At 71.5% G+C, this 17,935-nt stretch carries 18 protein-coding genes; 4 read left to right on the top strand and 14 right to left on the bottom strand.

The window, feature by feature from the left end; genetic code table 11:
• Positions 1–5 precede the first annotated feature (5 nt).
• From ACIBSW_RS37350 to ACIBSW_RS37335, 4 genes are read right to left on the bottom strand one after another with little or no spacing between them, the layout of a single operon-like run.
• Positions 6–1,301 (bottom strand): PrsW family intramembrane metalloprotease, encoded by a 1,296-nt coding sequence (locus tag ACIBSW_RS37350; protein ID WP_354727129.1) that lies wholly within the window; start codon positions 1,299–1,301, stop codon positions 6–8.
• Positions 1,298–1,867, bottom strand: coding sequence for a hypothetical protein (locus ACIBSW_RS37345; protein ID WP_354727131.1), 570 nt, complete (start codon positions 1,865–1,867; stop codon positions 1,298–1,300). Before ACIBSW_RS37345 ends, ACIBSW_RS37350 begins: the two co-directional genes overlap by 4 nt.
• Positions 1,868–1,923: 56 nt before the next feature.
• The gene (locus tag ACIBSW_RS37340; protein WP_354727133.1) at positions 1,924–2,481 is read right to left on the bottom strand and encodes an RNA 2'-phosphotransferase; all 558 of its coding nucleotides are present in this window, start codon (positions 2,479–2,481) and stop codon (positions 1,924–1,926) included.
• Positions 2,478–3,254, bottom strand: coding sequence for a methyltransferase domain-containing protein (locus ACIBSW_RS37335; RefSeq protein ID WP_354727135.1), 777 nt, complete (start codon positions 3,252–3,254; stop codon positions 2,478–2,480). The genes ACIBSW_RS37340 and ACIBSW_RS37335 overlap by 4 nt, the downstream gene beginning before the upstream one ends.
• Positions 3,255–3,272: 18 nt before the next feature.
• Here ACIBSW_RS37335 and ACIBSW_RS37330 point away from each other — a divergent pair, with 18 nt between their 5' ends.
• Entirely contained in the window at positions 3,273–3,659 is a 387-nt protein-coding gene (locus tag ACIBSW_RS37330) for a PPOX class F420-dependent oxidoreductase (protein WP_354727137.1), read from the top strand.
• An 87-nt stretch (positions 3,660–3,746) separates the two neighbouring features.
• Here the strand turns inward: ACIBSW_RS37330 and ACIBSW_RS37325 are convergent, their stop codons facing one another.
• The gene (locus tag ACIBSW_RS37325; RefSeq protein WP_014687221.1) at positions 3,747–3,956 is read right to left on the bottom strand and encodes a BldC family transcriptional regulator; all 210 of its coding nucleotides are present in this window, start codon (positions 3,954–3,956) and stop codon (positions 3,747–3,749) included.
• A 302-nt stretch (positions 3,957–4,258) separates the two neighbouring features.
• Positions 4,259–5,098 (bottom strand): hypothetical protein, encoded by an 840-nt coding sequence (locus ACIBSW_RS37320; RefSeq protein ID WP_354727140.1) that lies wholly within the window; start codon positions 5,096–5,098, stop codon positions 4,259–4,261.
• 324 nt (positions 5,099–5,422) lie between these two features.
• Here ACIBSW_RS37320 and ACIBSW_RS37315 point away from each other — a divergent pair, with 324 nt between their 5' ends.
• Together ACIBSW_RS37315 and ACIBSW_RS37310 are read left to right on the top strand one after the other, a co-directional pair.
• Positions 5,423–6,505: a Glu/Leu/Phe/Val dehydrogenase dimerization domain-containing protein gene (locus ACIBSW_RS37315; RefSeq protein WP_354725445.1), complete on the top strand. Its 1,083-nt coding sequence runs from the start codon at positions 5,423–5,425 to the stop codon at positions 6,503–6,505.
• Positions 6,506–6,721: 216 nt separating this feature from the next.
• Positions 6,722–6,940 (top strand): DUF3073 domain-containing protein, encoded by a 219-nt coding sequence (locus ACIBSW_RS37310; protein WP_184998193.1) that lies wholly within the window; start codon positions 6,722–6,724, stop codon positions 6,938–6,940.
• 125 nt (positions 6,941–7,065) lie between these two features.
• Here ACIBSW_RS37310 and amcA read toward each other — a convergent pair whose 3' ends face one another.
• The 5 genes from amcA to ACIBSW_RS37285 all read right to left on the bottom strand — a co-directional run bounded on the left by amcA (position 7,066) and on the right by ACIBSW_RS37285 (position 11,811).
• Positions 7,066–7,290 carry a multiple cyclophane-containing RiPP AmcA gene (gene amcA, locus ACIBSW_RS37305; RefSeq protein ID WP_354725447.1) on the bottom strand — a complete coding sequence of 75 codons (225 nt, stop codon included), beginning with the start codon at positions 7,288–7,290 and terminating at the stop codon, positions 7,066–7,068.
• Positions 7,259–8,362 carry a cyclophane-forming radical SAM peptide maturase AmcB gene (gene amcB, locus ACIBSW_RS37300; protein ID WP_354725448.1) on the bottom strand — a complete coding sequence of 368 codons (1,104 nt, stop codon included), beginning with the start codon at positions 8,360–8,362 and terminating at the stop codon, positions 7,259–7,261. The genes amcA and amcB overlap by 32 nt, the downstream gene beginning before the upstream one ends.
• Positions 8,363–8,506: 144 nt before the next feature.
• Entirely contained in the window at positions 8,507–9,658 is a 1,152-nt protein-coding gene (gene purM, locus ACIBSW_RS37295; protein WP_184998195.1) for a phosphoribosylformylglycinamidine cyclo-ligase, read from the bottom strand.
• Positions 9,659–9,762: 104 nt separating this feature from the next.
• Positions 9,763–11,370 (bottom strand): amidophosphoribosyltransferase, encoded by a 1,608-nt coding sequence (gene purF / locus ACIBSW_RS37290; protein ID WP_354725449.1) that lies wholly within the window; start codon positions 11,368–11,370, stop codon positions 9,763–9,765.
• Between the two features lie 78 nt (positions 11,371–11,448).
• Positions 11,449–11,811 carry a sterol carrier family protein gene (locus ACIBSW_RS37285; RefSeq protein ID WP_354725451.1) on the bottom strand — a complete coding sequence of 121 codons (363 nt, stop codon included), beginning with the start codon at positions 11,809–11,811 and terminating at the stop codon, positions 11,449–11,451.
• A 276-nt stretch (positions 11,812–12,087) separates the two neighbouring features.
• On the opposite strand from ACIBSW_RS37285, the gene ACIBSW_RS37280 reads away from it, so the two are divergent.
• The gene (locus ACIBSW_RS37280; RefSeq protein ID WP_354725453.1) at positions 12,088–14,088 is read left to right on the top strand and encodes a carboxypeptidase-like regulatory domain-containing protein; all 2,001 of its coding nucleotides are present in this window, start codon (positions 12,088–12,090) and stop codon (positions 14,086–14,088) included.
• 216 nt (positions 14,089–14,304) lie between these two features.
• On the opposite strand, the gene purL is transcribed toward ACIBSW_RS37280, so the two are convergent.
• From purL to purS, 3 genes are read right to left on the bottom strand one after another with little or no spacing between them, the layout of a single operon-like run.
• Positions 14,305–16,926 (bottom strand): phosphoribosylformylglycinamidine synthase subunit PurL, encoded by a 2,622-nt coding sequence (purL, locus tag ACIBSW_RS37275; RefSeq protein WP_354725455.1) that lies wholly within the window; start codon positions 16,924–16,926, stop codon positions 14,305–14,307.
• Complete coding sequence (purQ, locus tag ACIBSW_RS37270) at positions 16,923–17,636, bottom strand: phosphoribosylformylglycinamidine synthase subunit PurQ (RefSeq protein WP_354725457.1); 714 nt, start codon at positions 17,634–17,636, stop codon at positions 16,923–16,925. Before purQ ends, purL begins: the two co-directional genes overlap by 4 nt.
• Entirely contained in the window at positions 17,633–17,899 is a 267-nt protein-coding gene (gene purS / locus ACIBSW_RS37265; protein WP_354725459.1) for a phosphoribosylformylglycinamidine synthase subunit PurS, read from the bottom strand. Before purS ends, purQ begins: the two co-directional genes overlap by 4 nt.
• Between the last annotated feature and the right edge of the window lie 36 nt (positions 17,900–17,935).

Raw genomic sequence — 17,935 nt, 5'->3', positions numbered from 1 at the left:
CGGTACTACCCGCCGCCGAGCGTGCTGATGGCGGCCCAGAGCACGGCGATGGCAAGGGCCGTGGTGAATACCGCCGACGCGGTGCGCCGCCACGGCCCCTGGCCCTCGGGCGCGGTCGCCTCCGGGTGGCCGAGCCCGACGAGGATGCGGCGCTGCCGGCGTACCTCGTGGCACCAGCGGCCCAGGTCCGGCGTGCCGCGGCTGAGCTCGACCGCGAGCCGGGCCTGCGCGCGCTGCAACCGCCGCACCGCCGACCGGGCCCGCAGGCCCGCCCGGATGCGGGCGTGCCAGCGCGCGGTCGCCCGGCGCGAACCCGACTTCAGCACCTCGAGCTCGTCCGGCGTGATCAGTTCCGGGTCGTCGAGCTTGGCCAGCTGGTCGGCGTAGTAGTCCGCCTCGCGGTCGTGCGCGGACCGCACCAGCACCATGATCAGCAACAGCGGCGGCAGGCCCTTGAAGAGGAGCACCGCGAGCAGCGCCAGCGCGCCGTTGCCGAGGCCGTCGCGGAAGAGCGGCGAGTTCCAGAGCACGTGCGAGGCCCACGCGCCGAGGACCGCGAGCATGGCGACGCCGAGCCGGGTGCGCCAGTTGCGGTCCGCCCGGACGACCAGGTAGCCGATGCCGGCGCCGGCCAGCGCGCCGAAGAGCGTGTGGCTCCACACCCCGGAGAGGAAGCCGCGGAGCAGGAACGTCGTGATCACCGGCTCCACGTGGTCGCCGCGGCCGGCCAATGCGACCGCGCCGAGGGCGTACACGATGTCTTCGACGATCTGGAAGCCCAGGCCGACCATCGCGCCGTAGACGACGCCGTCGAGAACGCTGTTCACCTGCGCGCGGGCGATCAGCACGATCGCCACCACGCCGAGGGTCTTGGCGATCTCCTCGACGGTCGGGCCGGCCAGAGCGGCACCCCAGTCGGCCGCCAGGTGCGGCGAGCCCAGCTTCGCGATGAGGTCGTCGAGGGCCGCGCTGCCGGGCAGGGACACGGTGGTGGCCACCAGGCCACCCCAGGCGAAGGCCAGCACCAGCAGGGCGGTCGGCTCGCGCTCGAGGAAGTCGAGCTCGGTGACGACCAGCCAGAACGGGACGGCGAGCAGCGCGAAGAGCGCGGCCGCGGTCACCGTCGCCACCGGGTAGGTGCCGGCGAACCGCCCGGCGATCATCGTCATCCGGACGCCGCCGGTCACTAGCAGGGCGAGCACCACCCAGAACGCGGGCAGCCGCATCAGCCCCTCGCCCGGCGCGGACCCCGGCTGCACGGGTGCGCTCCGGGCGCTGCGCAGCCGTGGTTCGGCCGTCATTGCCCGGCCCTCGGCACGTACCGCAGCGTCCTGGTGCTGGCGTCGATCGCGGGCAGGATCCGGCCCAGGTCCAGGTCGGCGCCGCTGACGGTGACCTCGATGGTGCGGCCGTCGGCCACGAAGACCGCGTACCGGCCGCCGCGGCCGGGCGCGGTGTAGCCGCCCTGCAGGCCGGCCAGGCCGGTGCCGGTGGCGACGGTCAGCTCGGTGCCGGTGACCTGGTAGCCGGTCGTGCCGGTGATCCGCTGGCGGAGCCGGACCGCCGCGGCGGTCAGGTCACCGTCGAACCGGCGGACGGTGATCAGATAGCGGACCGGGCCGAGCCGGAACAGCACCGTGCCCGCGTCCTGGGTCGGCCGGGTCTCGGTGACGTCGATGCGCGCGCCGGGCGGCGGGACGACCGTCACCCCACCGCCGATCACGTACGGGCGGTCGGTCGGCACCGGCCGTTCGGCGGGCAGCGCGCGGTCGAACGCGGGGAGCCCGAAGGCGAGGCCGGCCAGGGCGGCGACGAGGCTGAGCGCACCGAGAAGGTTCGTCAGCTGACGCCGAGTGACCCACCCCATCCCAATACGCTAACGGCCCATTCGTGCGGACTCTCGGCATAGAACGTTATGTCCGTTTACTCCAAACGTTCGTGCAGCATCCCCGGTGGCACCGTTCCGGTCAGCCAGACCCCGTTTGCGCTGCGGTGGAAGGCGTACCCGGCCCGGGCCATGGCGCCGGCCGCCACCTCGAGTATCACCACGTTCGTGGCGCGGCGGCGGCCCACGAGCAGGGCCGTCGCGACATCGGGCGACAGGTGTACGTGGTCCCGGCTGCGCGGCCGCAGCCCGTCCCTCATGATCGAGTCGAGGTTGACGCGGGGCGTGCCGTGAAACAGCGTGGCCGGCGGCTCGACGACGGGCAGCCCGAGGTCGACGTGCACCCGGCGGGAGTGGCCCTGGCTGGCGCGGATCCGTTCGACGCCGCCGGGCCCGGCCTCGATCGCGAAGCGGGACTTGTCGTTGCCCGCGACCACGGCGTCGAGGTCGGTGCGGGAGATGTTCAGCGCGGCGAGCAGCTCGGCGACCGGCACCCAGCCGTTCGGGTCGAGGGTGAGGCCGGCGGACTCGGGCCGGTGGCGCAGCACCAGCGACATGCGCTTGCTGAGCCGAACCTGCTCACCCGTCAATGTCACGCGCACAACTCCATGACCGCCAGGTAGTAGGGCCGGTCGTCGTTGTCGACCGACCTCAGCCGCCACCGGGAACCCTCGAGCAGCTTCTCCAGCTCCTCGACCGAGCAGTTCAGGTAGTCGAACCACTCGGTCGCCAGCTGCCGGTACCGCAGCCGCAGCCGCAGCTGGCCGCCGAGCCGGCCCCGCTCGGCGTTGCGGCGCTGGTAGCCGACGTGCACCGGATCGGTGGTCCCGTACGGGTCGGTGCCCTGCGCGATGATCTGGGCACCCGGGCGGGCCAGGCTCGCGAGCGCGGCCAGGAAGCACGGCGCCCGTTCCGGCCCCTCGATCAGCCCGAGGTTGTTGCCCAGCAGCAGAAAGGTGTCGTAGCCGGCACCCGAGCGGGCGTACGCGTCGACGGTGTTGAGCACCGTGTCCCGCAGCCCGCGCTTGCGGGCCACCTCGATCGCGCCGGCCGAGGTGTCCAGCCCGGTGACGGCCATACCGCGCTTCTGCAGCTCCAGCGCGGTACGCCCGGCACCGACCCCGATATCGAGCACCGCGCCGCGCACCAGCCGCAGCGCGCGGTGGTCGTGCGGCTGCCACTCGTCCGGACCGGCCAGGTAGTGGTCGGCGGGCGCGCCGTTGATCAGCCCGTCGTCGCGCTCGATCACCTCGATGACCGGCCGGGGCACCCGCCCACCGGCCAGCGGCCGCGGCCCGATCCCGGTACGCACCGCGTACGCGTCCCGGATCATCTCCCCGAACACGTCTCCCAGCAGCGGCTGATCCATTGTCACTACTCTTGGTCCATGGCGACGCTGGAGCAACTAGGTTCCGAGAAGTACGTCCTTCTGACGACGTTCCGCCGGGACGGCCGTGCCGTGCCGACCCCGCTCTGGGTGGTGCCCGACGGGGCCGGGCTGGCGTTCTGGACGCCGAACGGCACCGGCAAGCTCAAGCGGATCCGCAACAGCGGACGCGTCACGGTGGCGGCCTGCGACATGCGCGGCAACGCCACGGGAGAGCCGATCGAGGCGCGGGCCCGGATCGGCGACGCCGCGGACCGTCGCCGGGTCGGCGAGGGCCTCAAGCGCAAGTACGGCCTGCTCGCCCGGCTCACCCTGCTGGGCAGCCGGCTGCGCCGGGGCGTCGACGGCACGGTCGCCGTCCTGGTCTCGGCGGAACCGGCCGCCTGACCCCAAACACCTGAGAAACGAAGAAGGGGCGACTGCCTTTCGGCATTCGCCCCTGCTATCGATCTCTCGGCCGACTGAGGTCCGTTTTCAGTCGCCCTGACGCTGCGTGGGGATCTGCCCCTGCAGCAGGGCACGAACCTCCGACTCACGGTAGCGACGGTGGCCGCCCAGGGTGCGAATTGCACTGAGCTTGCCCGCCTTGGCCCACCGTGTGACGGTTTTCGGGTCGACGCGGAACATCGATGCCACCTCGGCCGGCGTGAGTAGCGGCTCAGGATCATGCGTACGCGATGCCATCGGTCACTCCTCCACAGGTACCTAAAGACATCGGCCGGGGTCCCGCCGGCCGGTGCGTCTCTCATGGTCCGGCTAGTCCCCGATGTCCGACATGGGCCGAACGGCCGAACGTCCCTAGATAGACGGTTGAAGCATGCCCGATTTTTACCTGTTTTCTACGCCAGAAAGCGTCTTGTTTGGACCGATTATCACGCTTCGCGGGTCGGCGATTACGAGGAGTGTTCGCCTAGAGAGCGCTCTCTCGCGCCCACTTCCATACCCGTTCGTCCCATTTTCGCAGGTCACAGGCTTACATGTGTCGATCAGTTGCAACGCTCGAGTAGCTGGACCGCGCGCCACCGCGCGACCAGCTTCTCGTAGGCCTCGGTCGCCGCGTCGGCATCGCCGCGGGAGAGTGCCGAGAGGCCCGCCGCCGCAAGACCGGGTGAGTCGTCCTCGGCCAGGGCTTCCGCACCGAGCAGGCCGGTCAGGCCGCCGTAGTCCAGCTCGACGACCGATCGCGGGTGGAACTCCTCCAGCCACCGGGTGCCCTCCTCGACGGCGTCCGTGATCGGGGCGTCGCCCAGCGACTTGCGCAGCACCGAGACCGCCCGGTGCGCCCGGCGGCGGGCCTTGGAGATCTCCGTCCGGTACCGCAGCGTGCGCTTGCCGCCGGTCAGGTCGAACTCCCGCTCGTCGAGATCGACGAAGACGAACCAGCGCAGCGGCACGCCCCAGGTGGCGATCTGCTCGTGCACCCGGGGCACGCCGTGCTCGAGCACCTTCGCCCCGCTGCGCCAGTCCTCCACGATGGCCTTGGCCTGGCCGGCCAGCACCGGCGGCACGAAGGCGTCGGCCAGCACGCTGGGCACCCCGTCCCGGGCGTTCAGCGCGGCCTCGGCCACGCGCAGGCGCAGGTTCCAGGGGCAGACCAGCAGCGAGTCGCCCCACTCCAGCACGTACGCCTCGTCGGGCAGGTCGGGCAGGCGGGTCCAGCCCGCGCCGAGCGCCTCGAGGACGGCGGTGCGCTGCCGGACCGGTCCCTCCACCGGACCCAGCGCCCGGCCCTCCCGCGCGTAGCGGCGCCAGAAAACCTGTCGGTCCCGGTCGAAGGCGGTCAGTGGCTCGTAAACCCGCAGGTACGACGCGAACAGTGACGGCACGGCGCGATCCTTTCACGAAATCGGCCGCGATTGACTCGTGGCACGGGGCCAATCGGAGTGCCCGATCCACGGCAGTGCCTGTTTCGGACAGGGGGTCGAGGCGAGGCGAGGTCCAGGTGTTGGCTGGCCGCACGCCGGGATCACCCGGATACAACACCGGTATCCGGGCAATCCCGGCGTGCGGCCAGGCGGCAGCTGGGCCCGACGCAGCCCGGCCCCCTGTCCGAAACAGGCACTAGGCTCGCTGATGTCCGGCACACCCAGCCGGAGCAGGCAGCCAGGCCCCACAAGGGCCGACCAACACACCTGTAGGAGTGAGCAGTCATGGGCGTGTTCGTAAGCAGCGACGGCACCGATGCCGCCGGGCACGAGCAGGTCGTCTTCTGCCAGGACCGGCACACCGGCCTGAAGGCGATCATCGGTATCTACTCCACGGCCCTCGGGCCCGCGCTGGGCGGCACCCGGTTCTACCCGTACGAGAGCGAGGAGGCGGCGCTCACCGACGTCCTCAACCTCTCCCGCGGCATGGCGTACAAGAACGCGCTGGCCGGACTCGACCTCGGCGGCGGCAAGGCCGTGATCTGGGGCGACCCGAACCAGATCAAGACCGAGGGGCTGCTGCGGGCGTACGGGCGGTTCGTCGAGTCGCTCCGCGGCCGCTACTACACCGCCTGTGACGTCGGCACCTACGTGCCGGACATGGACGTCATCGCCCGCGAGACCAGCTACGTGACCGGCCGCAGCCTCGAGTACGGCGGCGCGGGCGACTCGTCGATCCTGACCGCGTGGGGCGTCTTCCAGGGCATGCGCGCCGCGGCCGAGCACACCTGGGGCACGCCGACGCTGGCCGGGCGCCGGGTCGGCATCGCCGGGCTGGGCAAGGTCGGCAAGTACCTGGCGGGTCACCTGATCGAGGACGGCGCCTCGGTGGTCGCCACCGACGTCAACGAGGCCGCGCTCGGGTGGGCCCGCACCACGTACCCGCAGATCGACCTCGTCGCGGACACCCACACCCTGATCACCAGCGACATCGACGTGTACGCGCCCTGCGCGCTCGGCGGTGCGCTCAACGACGACACCGTGCCGGCGCTGCGCGCCAAGATCGTCACCGGCGGCGCCAACAACCAGCTGGCGCACTCCGGCATCGAGAAGCTCCTCGAGGAGCGCGGCATCCTCTACACACCCGACTATGTGGTCAACGCGGGTGGCGTGATCCAGGTGGCCGACGAGATCGAGGGCTTCAACTTCGAGCGGGCCAAGCTGCGGGCGACCCGGATCTTCGCCACCACCGGTGAGATCCTGCGCCTCGCCGAGAACGAGGGCGTGCCGCCGGCGGTCGCCGCCGACCGGCTCGCCGAGCGCCGCATGGCGGAGGTCGGCCGGCTCCGGAGCATCTTCCTGAGCTGACCCGCCGCGGAGGCCGGGCGGCACCCCGGAAGGTTGCGCGGTTTGTACACCATCGCGCGTCGGGTCCGTGACAAGCGAGGACGCGCGATGGTGGTACACGCAACCCGAGGTGCCGAAGCAGGCATCGTCCATGTACCGTAAGACCCACGAGAGATGCCTGACGTCATCGGGGCCCGCCTTCGGGCTGCCCCGAATTCTGTGCGAGGGGGTCGAGCCATGGGGCGCGGCCGTGCTAAGGCCAAGCAGACGAAGGTGGCCCGGGAGTTGAAGTACCACTCCCCGAACACCGACCTCACCGCCTTGCAGCGCGAACTGGCGGGTGCCGGTGGTAAGTCCGACCATCATTTCAACGACGACGATGATCAGTTCGTCGACGACGATGACGAGGACGACGCGGACGACGACCAGGACCCCTGGTCGCCTACGAGGCGCTGACCCGTATTGCACAGAGCACGCGGCTTACCGCGTGCTTCCGTGTGTCGTGGTCATTCCGTGGTCATCCCGACGGGAACTATGAAGCCCACGCGGTGAACACCGCGTGGGCTTCATGAACCGCGACCTCAGCGGGGGCGGTTGTTCCAGTTGTAGAACGTCGGGATGTTCTCGAAGTGGTTCCAGGCGCAGACCGCCGAGCCGTCCTTCGTCGTGGCCTCCGCGCGCCGCTGCCGGGCCGCCTCCGCCTCGTCGATGAGCGCGGCCAGCCCGGTACGGGTCTGGTCCGGCCGTGCCGTCACGGGATCCGTCTCCACGCGGTCAGACGGCCGTGGGCTCGTGATCTCGGGCATGGTCCAGCACTCCCTCCAGTAGGCGAATCTTGCTGTTGCGGCAGTGGTCAGTCTCCGTGACGTCGAACCGGCCGTGCTCGAAGTAGCGGTTGGCGGCGTGCGCGCCGCCGCAGAAGCCGAAGTACGGGCACTGTGCGCGGCAGGACTCGACGCCGTCGAGGAACTCACGGATCCACGGCGTCTCCGCCGCCCGGGCCAGGATCTCGCCGAGCGGCGTCGTGAGCACGTTGCCGCTGGAGAAGTCGCCGTACCGGGGGTCGTCGAAGCCGGCCAGCTCGGGTGAGAGCAACACCACACTGCCGTCGTGCGCGACGGTCGGTATGGGGTCCAGCCGCCGGGGCAGCACCTCGTCGGCGGTGCCGTCCAGGGCCGCGGCCGCGTACCGCAGGGACCACTCGATCTCGCGCAGGTGTATCCGGGGGTCGCGGCGCCAGGCGCCGACCAGCTCGGCCCAGAACGCCGTCACGTCGGCCGCCGGATGCCGGTTGTCGCGCTTGTTGACCCCCTCGAGCTCCTCGACGTTGATGCCGAGGACGTCGCAGCCGAGGTCGAGGAAGTAGTCGTACAGCTCGGTGGCCAGGCCCGGCTCCGGCCGGCCGACCACGCAGAGCGCGGAGAAGGGAATCCCGTGCCGGCGCAGGGCCTCGATGCCGCGCACGATCCGGTCATAGGCCGGCCGGTCGCCGCGGGTCACCCGGTCGCCGTTGCGCGCCTCCGGCCCGTCCACGCTCACGCTGACCCGGATCTGGCGGTCGGCGAGGAACTCACACCAGGCGTCGTCGATCAGCGTCGCGTTGGTCTGCACATGGTGCTCGACGGCGGCCTCGAACGGCGCCAGCAGCGCCGCGAAGTGGTCGCGGCCCGCGGCGAGCGGCTCGCCGCCGTGCCAGACCACCGAGAACCTTCCCGTACGCGACCAGGGGTTCACCGACGCGGCGACGGCCTGCGCGACCTCGACGGACATCCTCCGGTCCACCTGCCGGAAGGGCAGGTAGCAGTAGGAACAGTCGAGGTTGCAGAGGGTGGTGGGTTGCATGACGACATAGGTGGGCACCGGCGCGATGCCCCGCATACCGCTCCATAGGCCTGCCACCGCTGATACACCCCCGTTCGTCGTCAGGCTAGGTGCCGTCGTCCACCCTTCTGTTGAAAAAATGATCCGCGCGTGCCAACACATCGACACGCGCGGATCATTTCACACCAGGCAAGGGATACTTCAGCCTCGGGTGTACTGGCCGACCATCTGCACCTGGCCGGTGCCCTCGATGACCTCGCCGACCTGCCAGGCCTCGACGCCACGGCCGGTCAGGTAGGCCATCGCCCGGTCCGCGTCGTCCGAGGAGACGATCGCGAACATGCCGACGCCCATGTTGAACGTGGCCTCCATCTCGGTGTCCTCGATCCGGCCCTTGGCCTGGATCAGGTCGAAGATCGACTGCGGGCGCCACGACGAGCGGTCGACGACCGCGTCGGCGTGCTCCGGCAGGATCCGGACCAGGTTGCCGGGGATGCCGCCGCCCGTGACGTGCGAGAACGCGCGGACGTCGGCCTCCTCGATCAGGCCGAGGCAGTCCTTGGCGTAGATCTTGGTCGGCGTCAGCAGCTCCTCGCCGAGGGTGCGCTGCCGGCCGAAGTCCTCGACCACCGTGTCCAGGCGCATCCGGCCGGCGCCGAGCAGCACGTGGCGCACCAGCGAGTAGCCGTTGGAGTGCAGGCCGGACGAGCGCATGGCGATGACCGCGTCGCCGATCTCGACCCGGTGTGCGCCGAGGATCTCGCTCTCCTCGACCACGCCGACGCCGGTCGCCGAGACGTCGTACTCGTCCGGGCGCAGCACGCCGGGGTGCTCGGCGGTCTCGCCGCCGAGCAGCGCGCAGCCGGCGTAGCGGCAGCCGTCCGCGATGCCGGCGCCGATCTCCGCGACCTTGTCCGGCACGACCTCGCCGCAGGCGATGTAGTCGAGCAGGAAGAGCGGCTCGGCACCGCACGCCACCAGGTCGTCGACGACCATGGCGACCAGGTCGATGCCGATCGTGTCGTGGATGTTGAGCTGCTGGGCGATCACCAGCTTGGTGCCGACGCCGTCGGTGGACGACGCCAGGATCGGGCTCTTGTACTTCTGGGTGTTGAGCTTGAAGAGGCCGGCGAAGCCGCCCAGGTCACCCATGACCTCGGGGCGGGTGGTCCGCTTGACCTTGGACTTGAGCAGCTCGACCGCGCGCTCGCCGGCGTCGATCGAGACACCGGCGTCCGCGTACGTCACCGTGCGCTTGCGCCCGCTCCGGCCGGCACCCGCCGACCACGGCTGGTGGTCGGCGCCTTCAGCACCGCTGGATCCGGCACTGTTGCGCTCGGACACGTGCGTCACGGTTCTCCCCTTAGTGCGCGGTTGCCCGCGCGGTTGCAACTGTCGGTGCCGCGGTCTACGACTTCTCGGGTGGTGCTGGTGGTTCCGGTGTGCGGACCTGTTATTTACGGTCGACGCAGGGCGTCGGCGCCGCCAGGGCTGCCCACCAGGGGTTTAGCGGTCTCCCGCTCGTCCTCCGGGTACTGCTCGTCCTCATGCTCCGGCTCGAGCCCGGCCAGCGCGGCACTTGCGTGCGCGGTGGCGTCGGGCATGGTGGCGCGCTTGCCGACACCCTCGAGCAGGTGCTTGCCGATAAGGTGACCCGCCGGCAGCTCGATCGGATACTGCCCATCGAAACAGGCCATGCAGAGCCGCGTCTTCGGCTGCTCGGTCGCCTGGACCAGGCCGTCCAGCGAAACGTAGCCGAGCGAGTCCGCGCCGATCGAGCGCCGGATGCCGTCGATCTCCAGGCCGTTGGCGATCAACTCGGCCCGGGTCGCGAAGTCGATGCCGTAGAAGCAGGGCCATTTCACCGGCGGCGACGAGATCCGCACGTGCACCTCGAGGGCGCCGGCCTCGCGCAGCATCCGGATCTGGGCCCGCTGGGTGTTGCCGCGCACGATCGAGTCGTCGATCACGACGATCCGCTTGCCGCGCACGACCTCGCGCAGCGGGTTCAGCTTCAGCCGGATGCCGAGCTGGCGGATCGTCTGCGAGGGCTGGATGAAGGTGCGGCCGACGTAGGCGTTCTTCATGAAGCCCGCGCTGTAGGGGATCCCGGAGGCCTCCGCGTAGCCGATCGCGGCCGGAATGCCCGACTCCGGTACGCCGATGACGAGATCGGCCTCGACCGGGTGCTCCTTGGCCAGCTTGCGGCCGACCGCGACCCGGGCCGAGTAGATGTTGCGGCCGGCGATCGTCGTGTCCGGCCGGGCGAGGTACACGTACTCGAAGAGGCAGCCCTTCGGCTCCGGCGCCGCGAAGCGGGTCGAGCGCAGGCCGTGCTCGTCTATCGCGATGATCTCGCCGGGCTCGACCTCGCGGACGAAGCTCGCGCCGACGATGTCGAGGGCGGCGGTCTCGCTGGCGACCGCCCAGCCGCGCTCCATCCGGCCGAGGACCAGCGGACGGACGCCCTGGGCGTCGCGGGCCGCGTACAGCGTGCCCTCGTCCATGAAGACGAAGCTGAACGCGCCACGCAGCCGCGGGAGCACCTCGACGGCCGCGGCCTCGACCGACAGGTCGGGACGGCTGGCCAGCAGCGTCGTCACCAGCGCGGTGTCGGAGGTGCCCATGTCGGCCTCGAGCCCGCGCTCGGCGATCTCACGGGCGAGCTCGGCGGTGTTGACCAGGTTGCCGTTGTGCGCCAGCGCGATCGTGGTGCCGGCGGTGGTGGCCCGGATCGTCGGCTGGGCGTTCTCCCAGTTCGAGCCGCCGGTGGTCGAGTAGCGGGTGTGCCCGATGGCAAGGTGCCCGCGCAGGCTGGCCAGGGTCGGCTCGTCGAAGACCTGCGAGACCAGACCGAGATCCTTGTAGACCACAACGCCCGAGCCGTCGCTGACGGCGATGCCCGCTGCCTCCTGGCCCCGGTGCTGAAGTGCGAAAAGCCCGAAATAGGTGAGTTTCGCGACCTCTTCCTCAGGGGCCCAGACCCCGAAGACGCCGCAGGCATCGCGAGGTCCGCGGTCCTGGGGGTCGAGATCGTCGGTCAACCGGCCGTCGCCTCGGGGCACGCGCTTGCTCCCTCATGCTGATCTGCTCGGACTTGCGGGTCTCTTCCGACCGACCAGTGTACGCGAGCCGGAGAGCGGTCAACTCGGGTGCACAGGGAGGTACGGAGTCAGATCTGTGCGTATTCCACTGGCCCGCACCCGGCCGGACTCCACGGCGTCACCCCAGGTCAGGCGCCCCGTGGCGAGCAGCAGCCAGGTCATCGGATCGGTCTCGACCACATTGGGCGGGGTGCCCCGGGTGTGACGCGGACCCGCTACGCACTGAATCGCACCGAAAGGTGGAATACGGACCTCCACCGATCGGCCGGGCGCGGTCCGCGCCAACTCGCCCAGCAGCGCCCGGACAGCGTCGCGAAGCACCGTGCGCTCGGGTTCGTCGCCCCGATCCAGCGCGTCCAACGCGTCTTGCACGGACTCGGATTTATTGTGCGCAGGAGACACGTCGGGACAATACGACCCGGCTTCGGATAAGAACCAGGCGGCCCTGGGTCGCGCCGACGTCGTGTGACAGGGCATAGTGGCCGACGGTGTGTACTCGTCGCGGGATCTTAGGGCAGTTCGAAGGCAGCCCGGTGTGACCGTGCGACCCGGAAGGCGGTGGACGTGACAACGCACCTACGAGCCAGGGCTCTCCAGGCCGGTGCGTTCCTGGCACTGATCGGTGGCGTTCTCGTCGCCGCGCCCTCAGCGGCCCAAGCGACAGCACCGACTGTAACCGTGAGTTCACTGTCGTCGGGTGACGTCCCGTCGGGCGGCGAGACCACGCTCACCTACAAGGTGACCAATCGGAACGCCGAGGCCGGGACCGTGACGGTCGTGGTCAGCGCCAACGGCATGTCCTGCAGCGGGCAGTGCAACTTCGACGAGCCGATCGGCCCGAACGAGGTCAAGAACTACACGGCCAAGCTGAAGGCCGGCGCGGTCGACCCGGGCGATACCAAGAACACCCGGATCCAGGTCTCCGCGGACATCGGCGGCGAGAGCGGCAACGCCGGCCGCGACGTCACCCTGCGCGGGCCGGAACAGGCACAGACCGTGCGCCAGGTCAGCGGCAAGGTGAAGGACCAGGAGGGCAAGGCCGTCGCGGGTGCGCTGGTCGGCCTGCGCGACAGCCAGAACCACCAGTACGACACCACCACGAACGGCGACGGTGGTTACTCCTTCACCAGCAGCGACAGCAAGCCCATCGCGGTCGGCGCGCTGGCCGTCGCCGCCACCAAGGGCGGCTACGACGTCGCCTCGGTGAACGCGCAGGGCAGCTCCGGCAAGTCGATCAACGTGCCGCTCACCATCAAGCTGAAGGCGGGCGCCTCGCCGTCCACCAGCCCGTCCGCGACGGCAAGCGCGAGCGCCGAGCCGACCGACGACGTCAGCGAGGAGGCCACGGACCCCGCCGTCGACGACAGCGCCGCGGCGCTCGACCAGACGCCGACCTCGGGCACGGACGAGGGCTCCGGCTCGATGCTCTTCATCATCCTCGGCGGCCTGCTCGTCGCGGCCGGCATCGGCGCGATCGTGCTGGTGCTGATGCGCCGCAAGGCCGGAGAGGATGCCGACGGCGCCGACGGCGCGGACGCACCGCTCGGTGCGGCGGCGGCACCCGCGGGCGCCAACCGGTACCCCGGTGCCGGCGAGACCCGGCTGGCCGGCGCGCCGATGGGCGCACAGGCCACGATGATCGCTCCGCGCTCGGGCGCACCGTCCATCGGGGACGCCCCGACGATGATCCACCGCGCGCCCCCGGTCGTCGACGAGTTCCCGGACCCGTACGGCGCGCCGATGCCTCAGGGCGGCGGCTACAACGCGCCCGGTGGCTGGGGTGCGGCGGGCGCCGCCGGTGCGGCGGGTGCCGCGGCGGGTGCGTACGGCGCCGCCAACCAGTACGGCGGCGCTGCTGTGCCGGCCCAGGGCGGCTACCCGGAGCAGGCCGGCGACGCCTACGGCGGCAACGCCTACGGCGCACCACAGGGCGGCTACGACGAGCCGGACGGCTACGACCAGGCGGCACCGTACGGCGCTCCCCAGGGTGGCTACGAGCAGCCGCCGCAGCAGCGCTACGACGAGCCCACCGGCATGTACCGGCCGGAGCCCGGCGGCTACCCGCAGGAGCCCGGCTACGGCGATCAGGGCGGCTACGGCGGCGCCGACCCGGCGTACGGCCAGAACGGCGGCTACGGCCAGGGCGGCGACGACTACGCCGGCCAGGCACCGGCCCCCCGGGGCGGCGCCTACCAGGGCGGCGGCAACGGCTACGCCGGGGGCGCTTACGGCGCTCCCGCCGAGCCGGCCGACCAGGGCGGCGGCTACGGCTCATGGGACGGCCAGGGCGGCGCGGTCGACAACGGCAACGCCTACGGACCGCCCGCCGGCGGCGGCGCCTACGGCGGGGCCCAGGGCGGCCAGGCCTACGGCGGCAACGGCAGCTACGGCGCGCCCGCGGGCGGCGGCTACGACCAGGCCGACGGCTACGCCGACCAGGGCGGCTACGGCGGCGCCGACCCGGCGTACGGCGGCCAGCCCGGCGGGTACGGCCAGCCCGGCGGCCGGGGTCCGCAGCCGCAGCAGCCAGGCGGGTACGTCGGCCAGGGCGGCTACGGCGCCGACCAGGGCGGCTACTACGGCGCGGAGCAGCAGCAGGGCGGGCGCCACGGCGGACCGCCGCCGCCGGAGGCGAACCGCCCGGGTCAGCGACGTCCGCTCGACTGGATGGACGACTGATCCACCGAATCACCGAAGCCGGCCCCGTCTACTGACGGGGCCGGCTTTTTCTCGTGCGTCTTGAGAAGGTCGCGCCACCCGGGTCGCGGGGTTCCTCAGCGGCGCGGTCGCCCGACGCCGGGTGCACCGGTCAGGCCATAAGTCGGTTGACCCGTGCTAAGCAGAAACGCCACGGCCGGGCTGGTGCCCTGCCGTGGCGTTCTGATCGTCCTGCTGTCAGCCCTTGCTCTCCGGCTCGTCGGACTGCTCCGGCTCCGGCGTGATCGGACCGCCCGGCACCTCCGCGACCTCGGCCGCCGGCGAACCCGTTGCATCCTGCGACGCGGTCGGCGCGGCCTTTGCGGGCGCGGCGGCCGGCTGGGCCGGCGCGGCCTGGGCAGCGATCGTCTCGACCGGGACGATCTCAGCAGGGCCGCCGAACAGGTTGCGCAGCGTCGCCGTGTGGGCCTCGCGCAGCTCGTCCAGCCCGATCGAGAACTCGTTCTGCACCTCGAGCACGGGCTCCGCCGCGGTGACGCCGACCTGCGCGCAGGAGACGTTGTGCTCCGCCGCGAGCGCCACGAACGCCTTGTCGTGTCCGCGAGGCACCGTCACCAGGGCACGGCCCGCCGACTCGCTGAACAGCCACACGAACGGCGTGCTGGTCGCGTCCAGCTCGGGCAGCGCGATCCGGGCGCCGACGTTGCGCCGCAGGCAGGACTCGACCAGCACCTGGGCGAGGCCGCCGTCGGAGAGGTCGTGCGCCGCGACCACGAGCTCGCGCTCGGCCGCCTGGGCCATCAACCGGCCCAGCGCCTGCTCGTGTGCGAGGTCGACCTTCGGCGGGCGGCCGCCCAGGTGGCCGTGGGTGACCCACGCCCACTCGGAGCCGGACAGCTCGCACCGGGTGTCGCCGAGCAGGAAGAGCAGGTCGCCGTCGCCGGCCGGCGGCGGGAAGCCCATCGGAACGCGGCGCGCCACGTCGGCGAAGACGCCGAGCACGCCGACCACCGGGGTCGGGTGGATCGCGGCCGCACCGGTCTGGTTGTAGAAGCTGACGTTGCCGCCGGTGACCGGGATGCCGAGCTCCTGGCAGCCGTCGGCGAGACCGCGGACGGCCTCGGCGAACTGCCACATGACCGCCGGGTCCTCGGGCGAGCCGAAGTTCAGGCAGTCGGTGACGGCGATCGGGTCGGCGCCGGTGACGGCGACGTTGCGGTACGCCTCGGCCAGCGCCAGCCGCGCGCCCTCGTAGGGGTCGAGGCGGGCGTAGCGGCCGTTGCCGTCGACCGAGAGCGCGACGCCGAGCCCGGTGCGCTCGTCGATGCGCAGCACGCCGGCGTCCTCGGGCTGGGCGAGCACGGTGTTGCCGAGCACGTACCGGTCGTACTGCTCGGTGACCCAGCTCTTGTCGCACAGGTTCGGCGAGGCGATCATCCGCAGGACCGTGGCGCGCAGGTCGTCCGCGGTGGACGGACGCGGCAGCGTCTCGGCGCGGTCGGCCTGCAGCAGGATCAGGTCGGCGGGCTCGCGGATCGGCCGGGCGTAGACCGGGCCGTCGTCGGCGAGCGAGCCGGGCGGCACGTCCACGACGATGTGGTCGTTCCAGCTGATCACCAGGCGGCCGGGCTGGCCGTCGGTCTCGCTGGGGGTGACCTCGCCGATGTTCGTGGCCCAGACGCCCCACTTCTCGGCGACCTTGAGCACGTCCTCGAGCTTCTCCGGCGCGACGATCAGGAGCATGCGCTCCTGCGACTCGCTGGCCAGGATCTCGGTCGGCGACATCGAGGCCTCGCGCAGCGGCACGCGCTCCAGGTAGACCCGCATGCCCGTGCCGGCGGCGGCGGCGGTCTCGGTGAGCGCGCAGGTCAGGCCCGCGCCGCCGAGGTCCTGGATGCCGACGACCAGGCCGGCGTCGTACAGCTCGAGGCAGCTCTCGATGAGCAGCTTCTCCATGAACGGGTCGCCGACCTGCACCGACGGGCGGCGCTGCTCGGCGCCCTCGTCGAACGTCGCGGAGGCCAGGACGGAGACGCCGCCGATGCCGTCGCGGCCGGTGCGCGCGCCCATCAGGACGACGACGTTGCCGACGCCGGCCGCCTCCTTGCGCTGCAGGCGCTCGACCGGCAGCACGCCGATGCTCAGCGCGTTGATCAGCGGGTTGCCCTGGTAGCAGGGGTCGAAGACGATCTCGCCGCCGATGTTGGGCAGGCCGAGGCAGTTGCCGTAGCCGCCGATGCCGGCGACGACGCCGGGCAGCACGCGCGCGGTGTCCGGGTGGTCCGCGGCACCGAAGCGCAGCGGGTCCATCACGGCGATCGGGCGGGCGCCCATCGCGAGAATGTCGCGGACGATGCCGCCGATGCCGGTCGCCGCGCCCTGGTAGGGCTCGACGAAGCTCGGGTGGTTGTGCGATTCGACCTTGAAGGTGACCGCGAGCTCGTCGGAGATCTGGACCACGCCGGCGTTCTCGCCGATGCCCGCGAGCATCCGGGTGTTCTTCGGGGCCTTCTCGCCGAACTGGCGCAGGTGCACCTTGCTCGACTTGTAGGAGCAGTGCTCGCTCCACATGATCGAGTACATCGCCAGCTCGGACGCGGTGGGGCGGCGGCCGAGGATCTGACGGATCCGGTCGTACTCGTCGTCCTTGAGGCCGAGCTCGGTGTGCGGCTGCAGCTCGTCGCCGGTGTTCAGCGCCCGCTCGACGGTGTCCGGTCCCCCGTCGAACTGGTTGACCAGCACATCGGTGGCGGCGAAGCCGCTCGGCTTGGCCGGCTGGTCGGACGCCACCGGCGGCTGGTTCGGTACCCCCAGCGGCGCTTCGGCGCCGCTGGTCGCCGTGTCGTGCTGGGTGGTCATCGCTGGGCTCCCCCTGTGAGCTGCCCGCCCGCGGCCGTTCCGGCCAGGTGCCGCAGTGCGGAGGTGAAGAAGCCGAGGCCGTCGAGCGACGGGCCGGTCAGCGCCTCCACCGCGTGTTCCGGGTGCGGCATGATGCCGACCACGTTGCCGGCCGCGTTGGTGATCGCGGCGATGTCACGCTGCGAACCGTTCGGGTTGCCGCGCGTGTATCGGGCGACGACCCGGCCCTCGCCCTCGAGCTCGTCGAGGGTCCGCTTGTCCGCGACGAAGCAGCCTTCGCCGTTCTTCACCGGGATCAGGATCTCGCTCCCGGCGGTGAACGCGTTCGTCCACGCCGTCGACGCCGACTCGACGCGCAGGTGCTGGTCGCGGTTGCGGAAGTGCAGGTGCTGGTTGCGGGTGAGCGCGCCCGGCAGCAGGTGGGCCTCGCAGAGGATCTGGAAGCCGTTGCAGATGCCGAGCACCGGCAGGCCGCCGCGGGCGGCGTCGGCGATGGTCTCCATGACCGGGGCGAACCGGGCGATGGCGCCGCAGCGGAGCGCGTCGCCGTAGGAGAAACCGCCGGGCAGGACCACGGCGTCGACGCCGTGCAGGTCCGGGTCGCCGTGCCAGAGGCGCACGGGCTCGGCGCCGGCGATCCGCGCGGCGCGGGCCGCGTCGCCGTCGTCGAGCGAACCCGGGAAGGTGACGACTCCGATCCGCATGGTCACGCGCTCATCTGAGCGGCGTCACCGGCGCTCTCGTCGACCCGGATCGAGAAGTCCTCGATGACCGGGTTGGCGAGCAGCTTGTCGGCGATTTCGCGAGCGGTGTCGAGGTCGGGTTCGCCGGCGAACTCGATCTCGATCCGGCGCCCGATGCGTACAGAGGAGATGTCACTGACGCCGAGCCGCGGCAGCGCGTTGGCGACTGCCTGGCCCTGCGGATCGAGGATCTCCGGCTTGAGCATGACGTCGACGACGACGCGAGCCACGGGCACTCCTGACTGTGTAGGTGCGCAGTTGGGTGG

The organism is Actinoplanes sp. NPDC049668, assembly GCF_044465445.1.
GTDB lineage: Bacteria > Actinomycetota > Actinomycetes > Mycobacteriales > Micromonosporaceae > Actinoplanes.
This window is presented reverse-complemented; position numbering and strand designations above follow the sequence as displayed.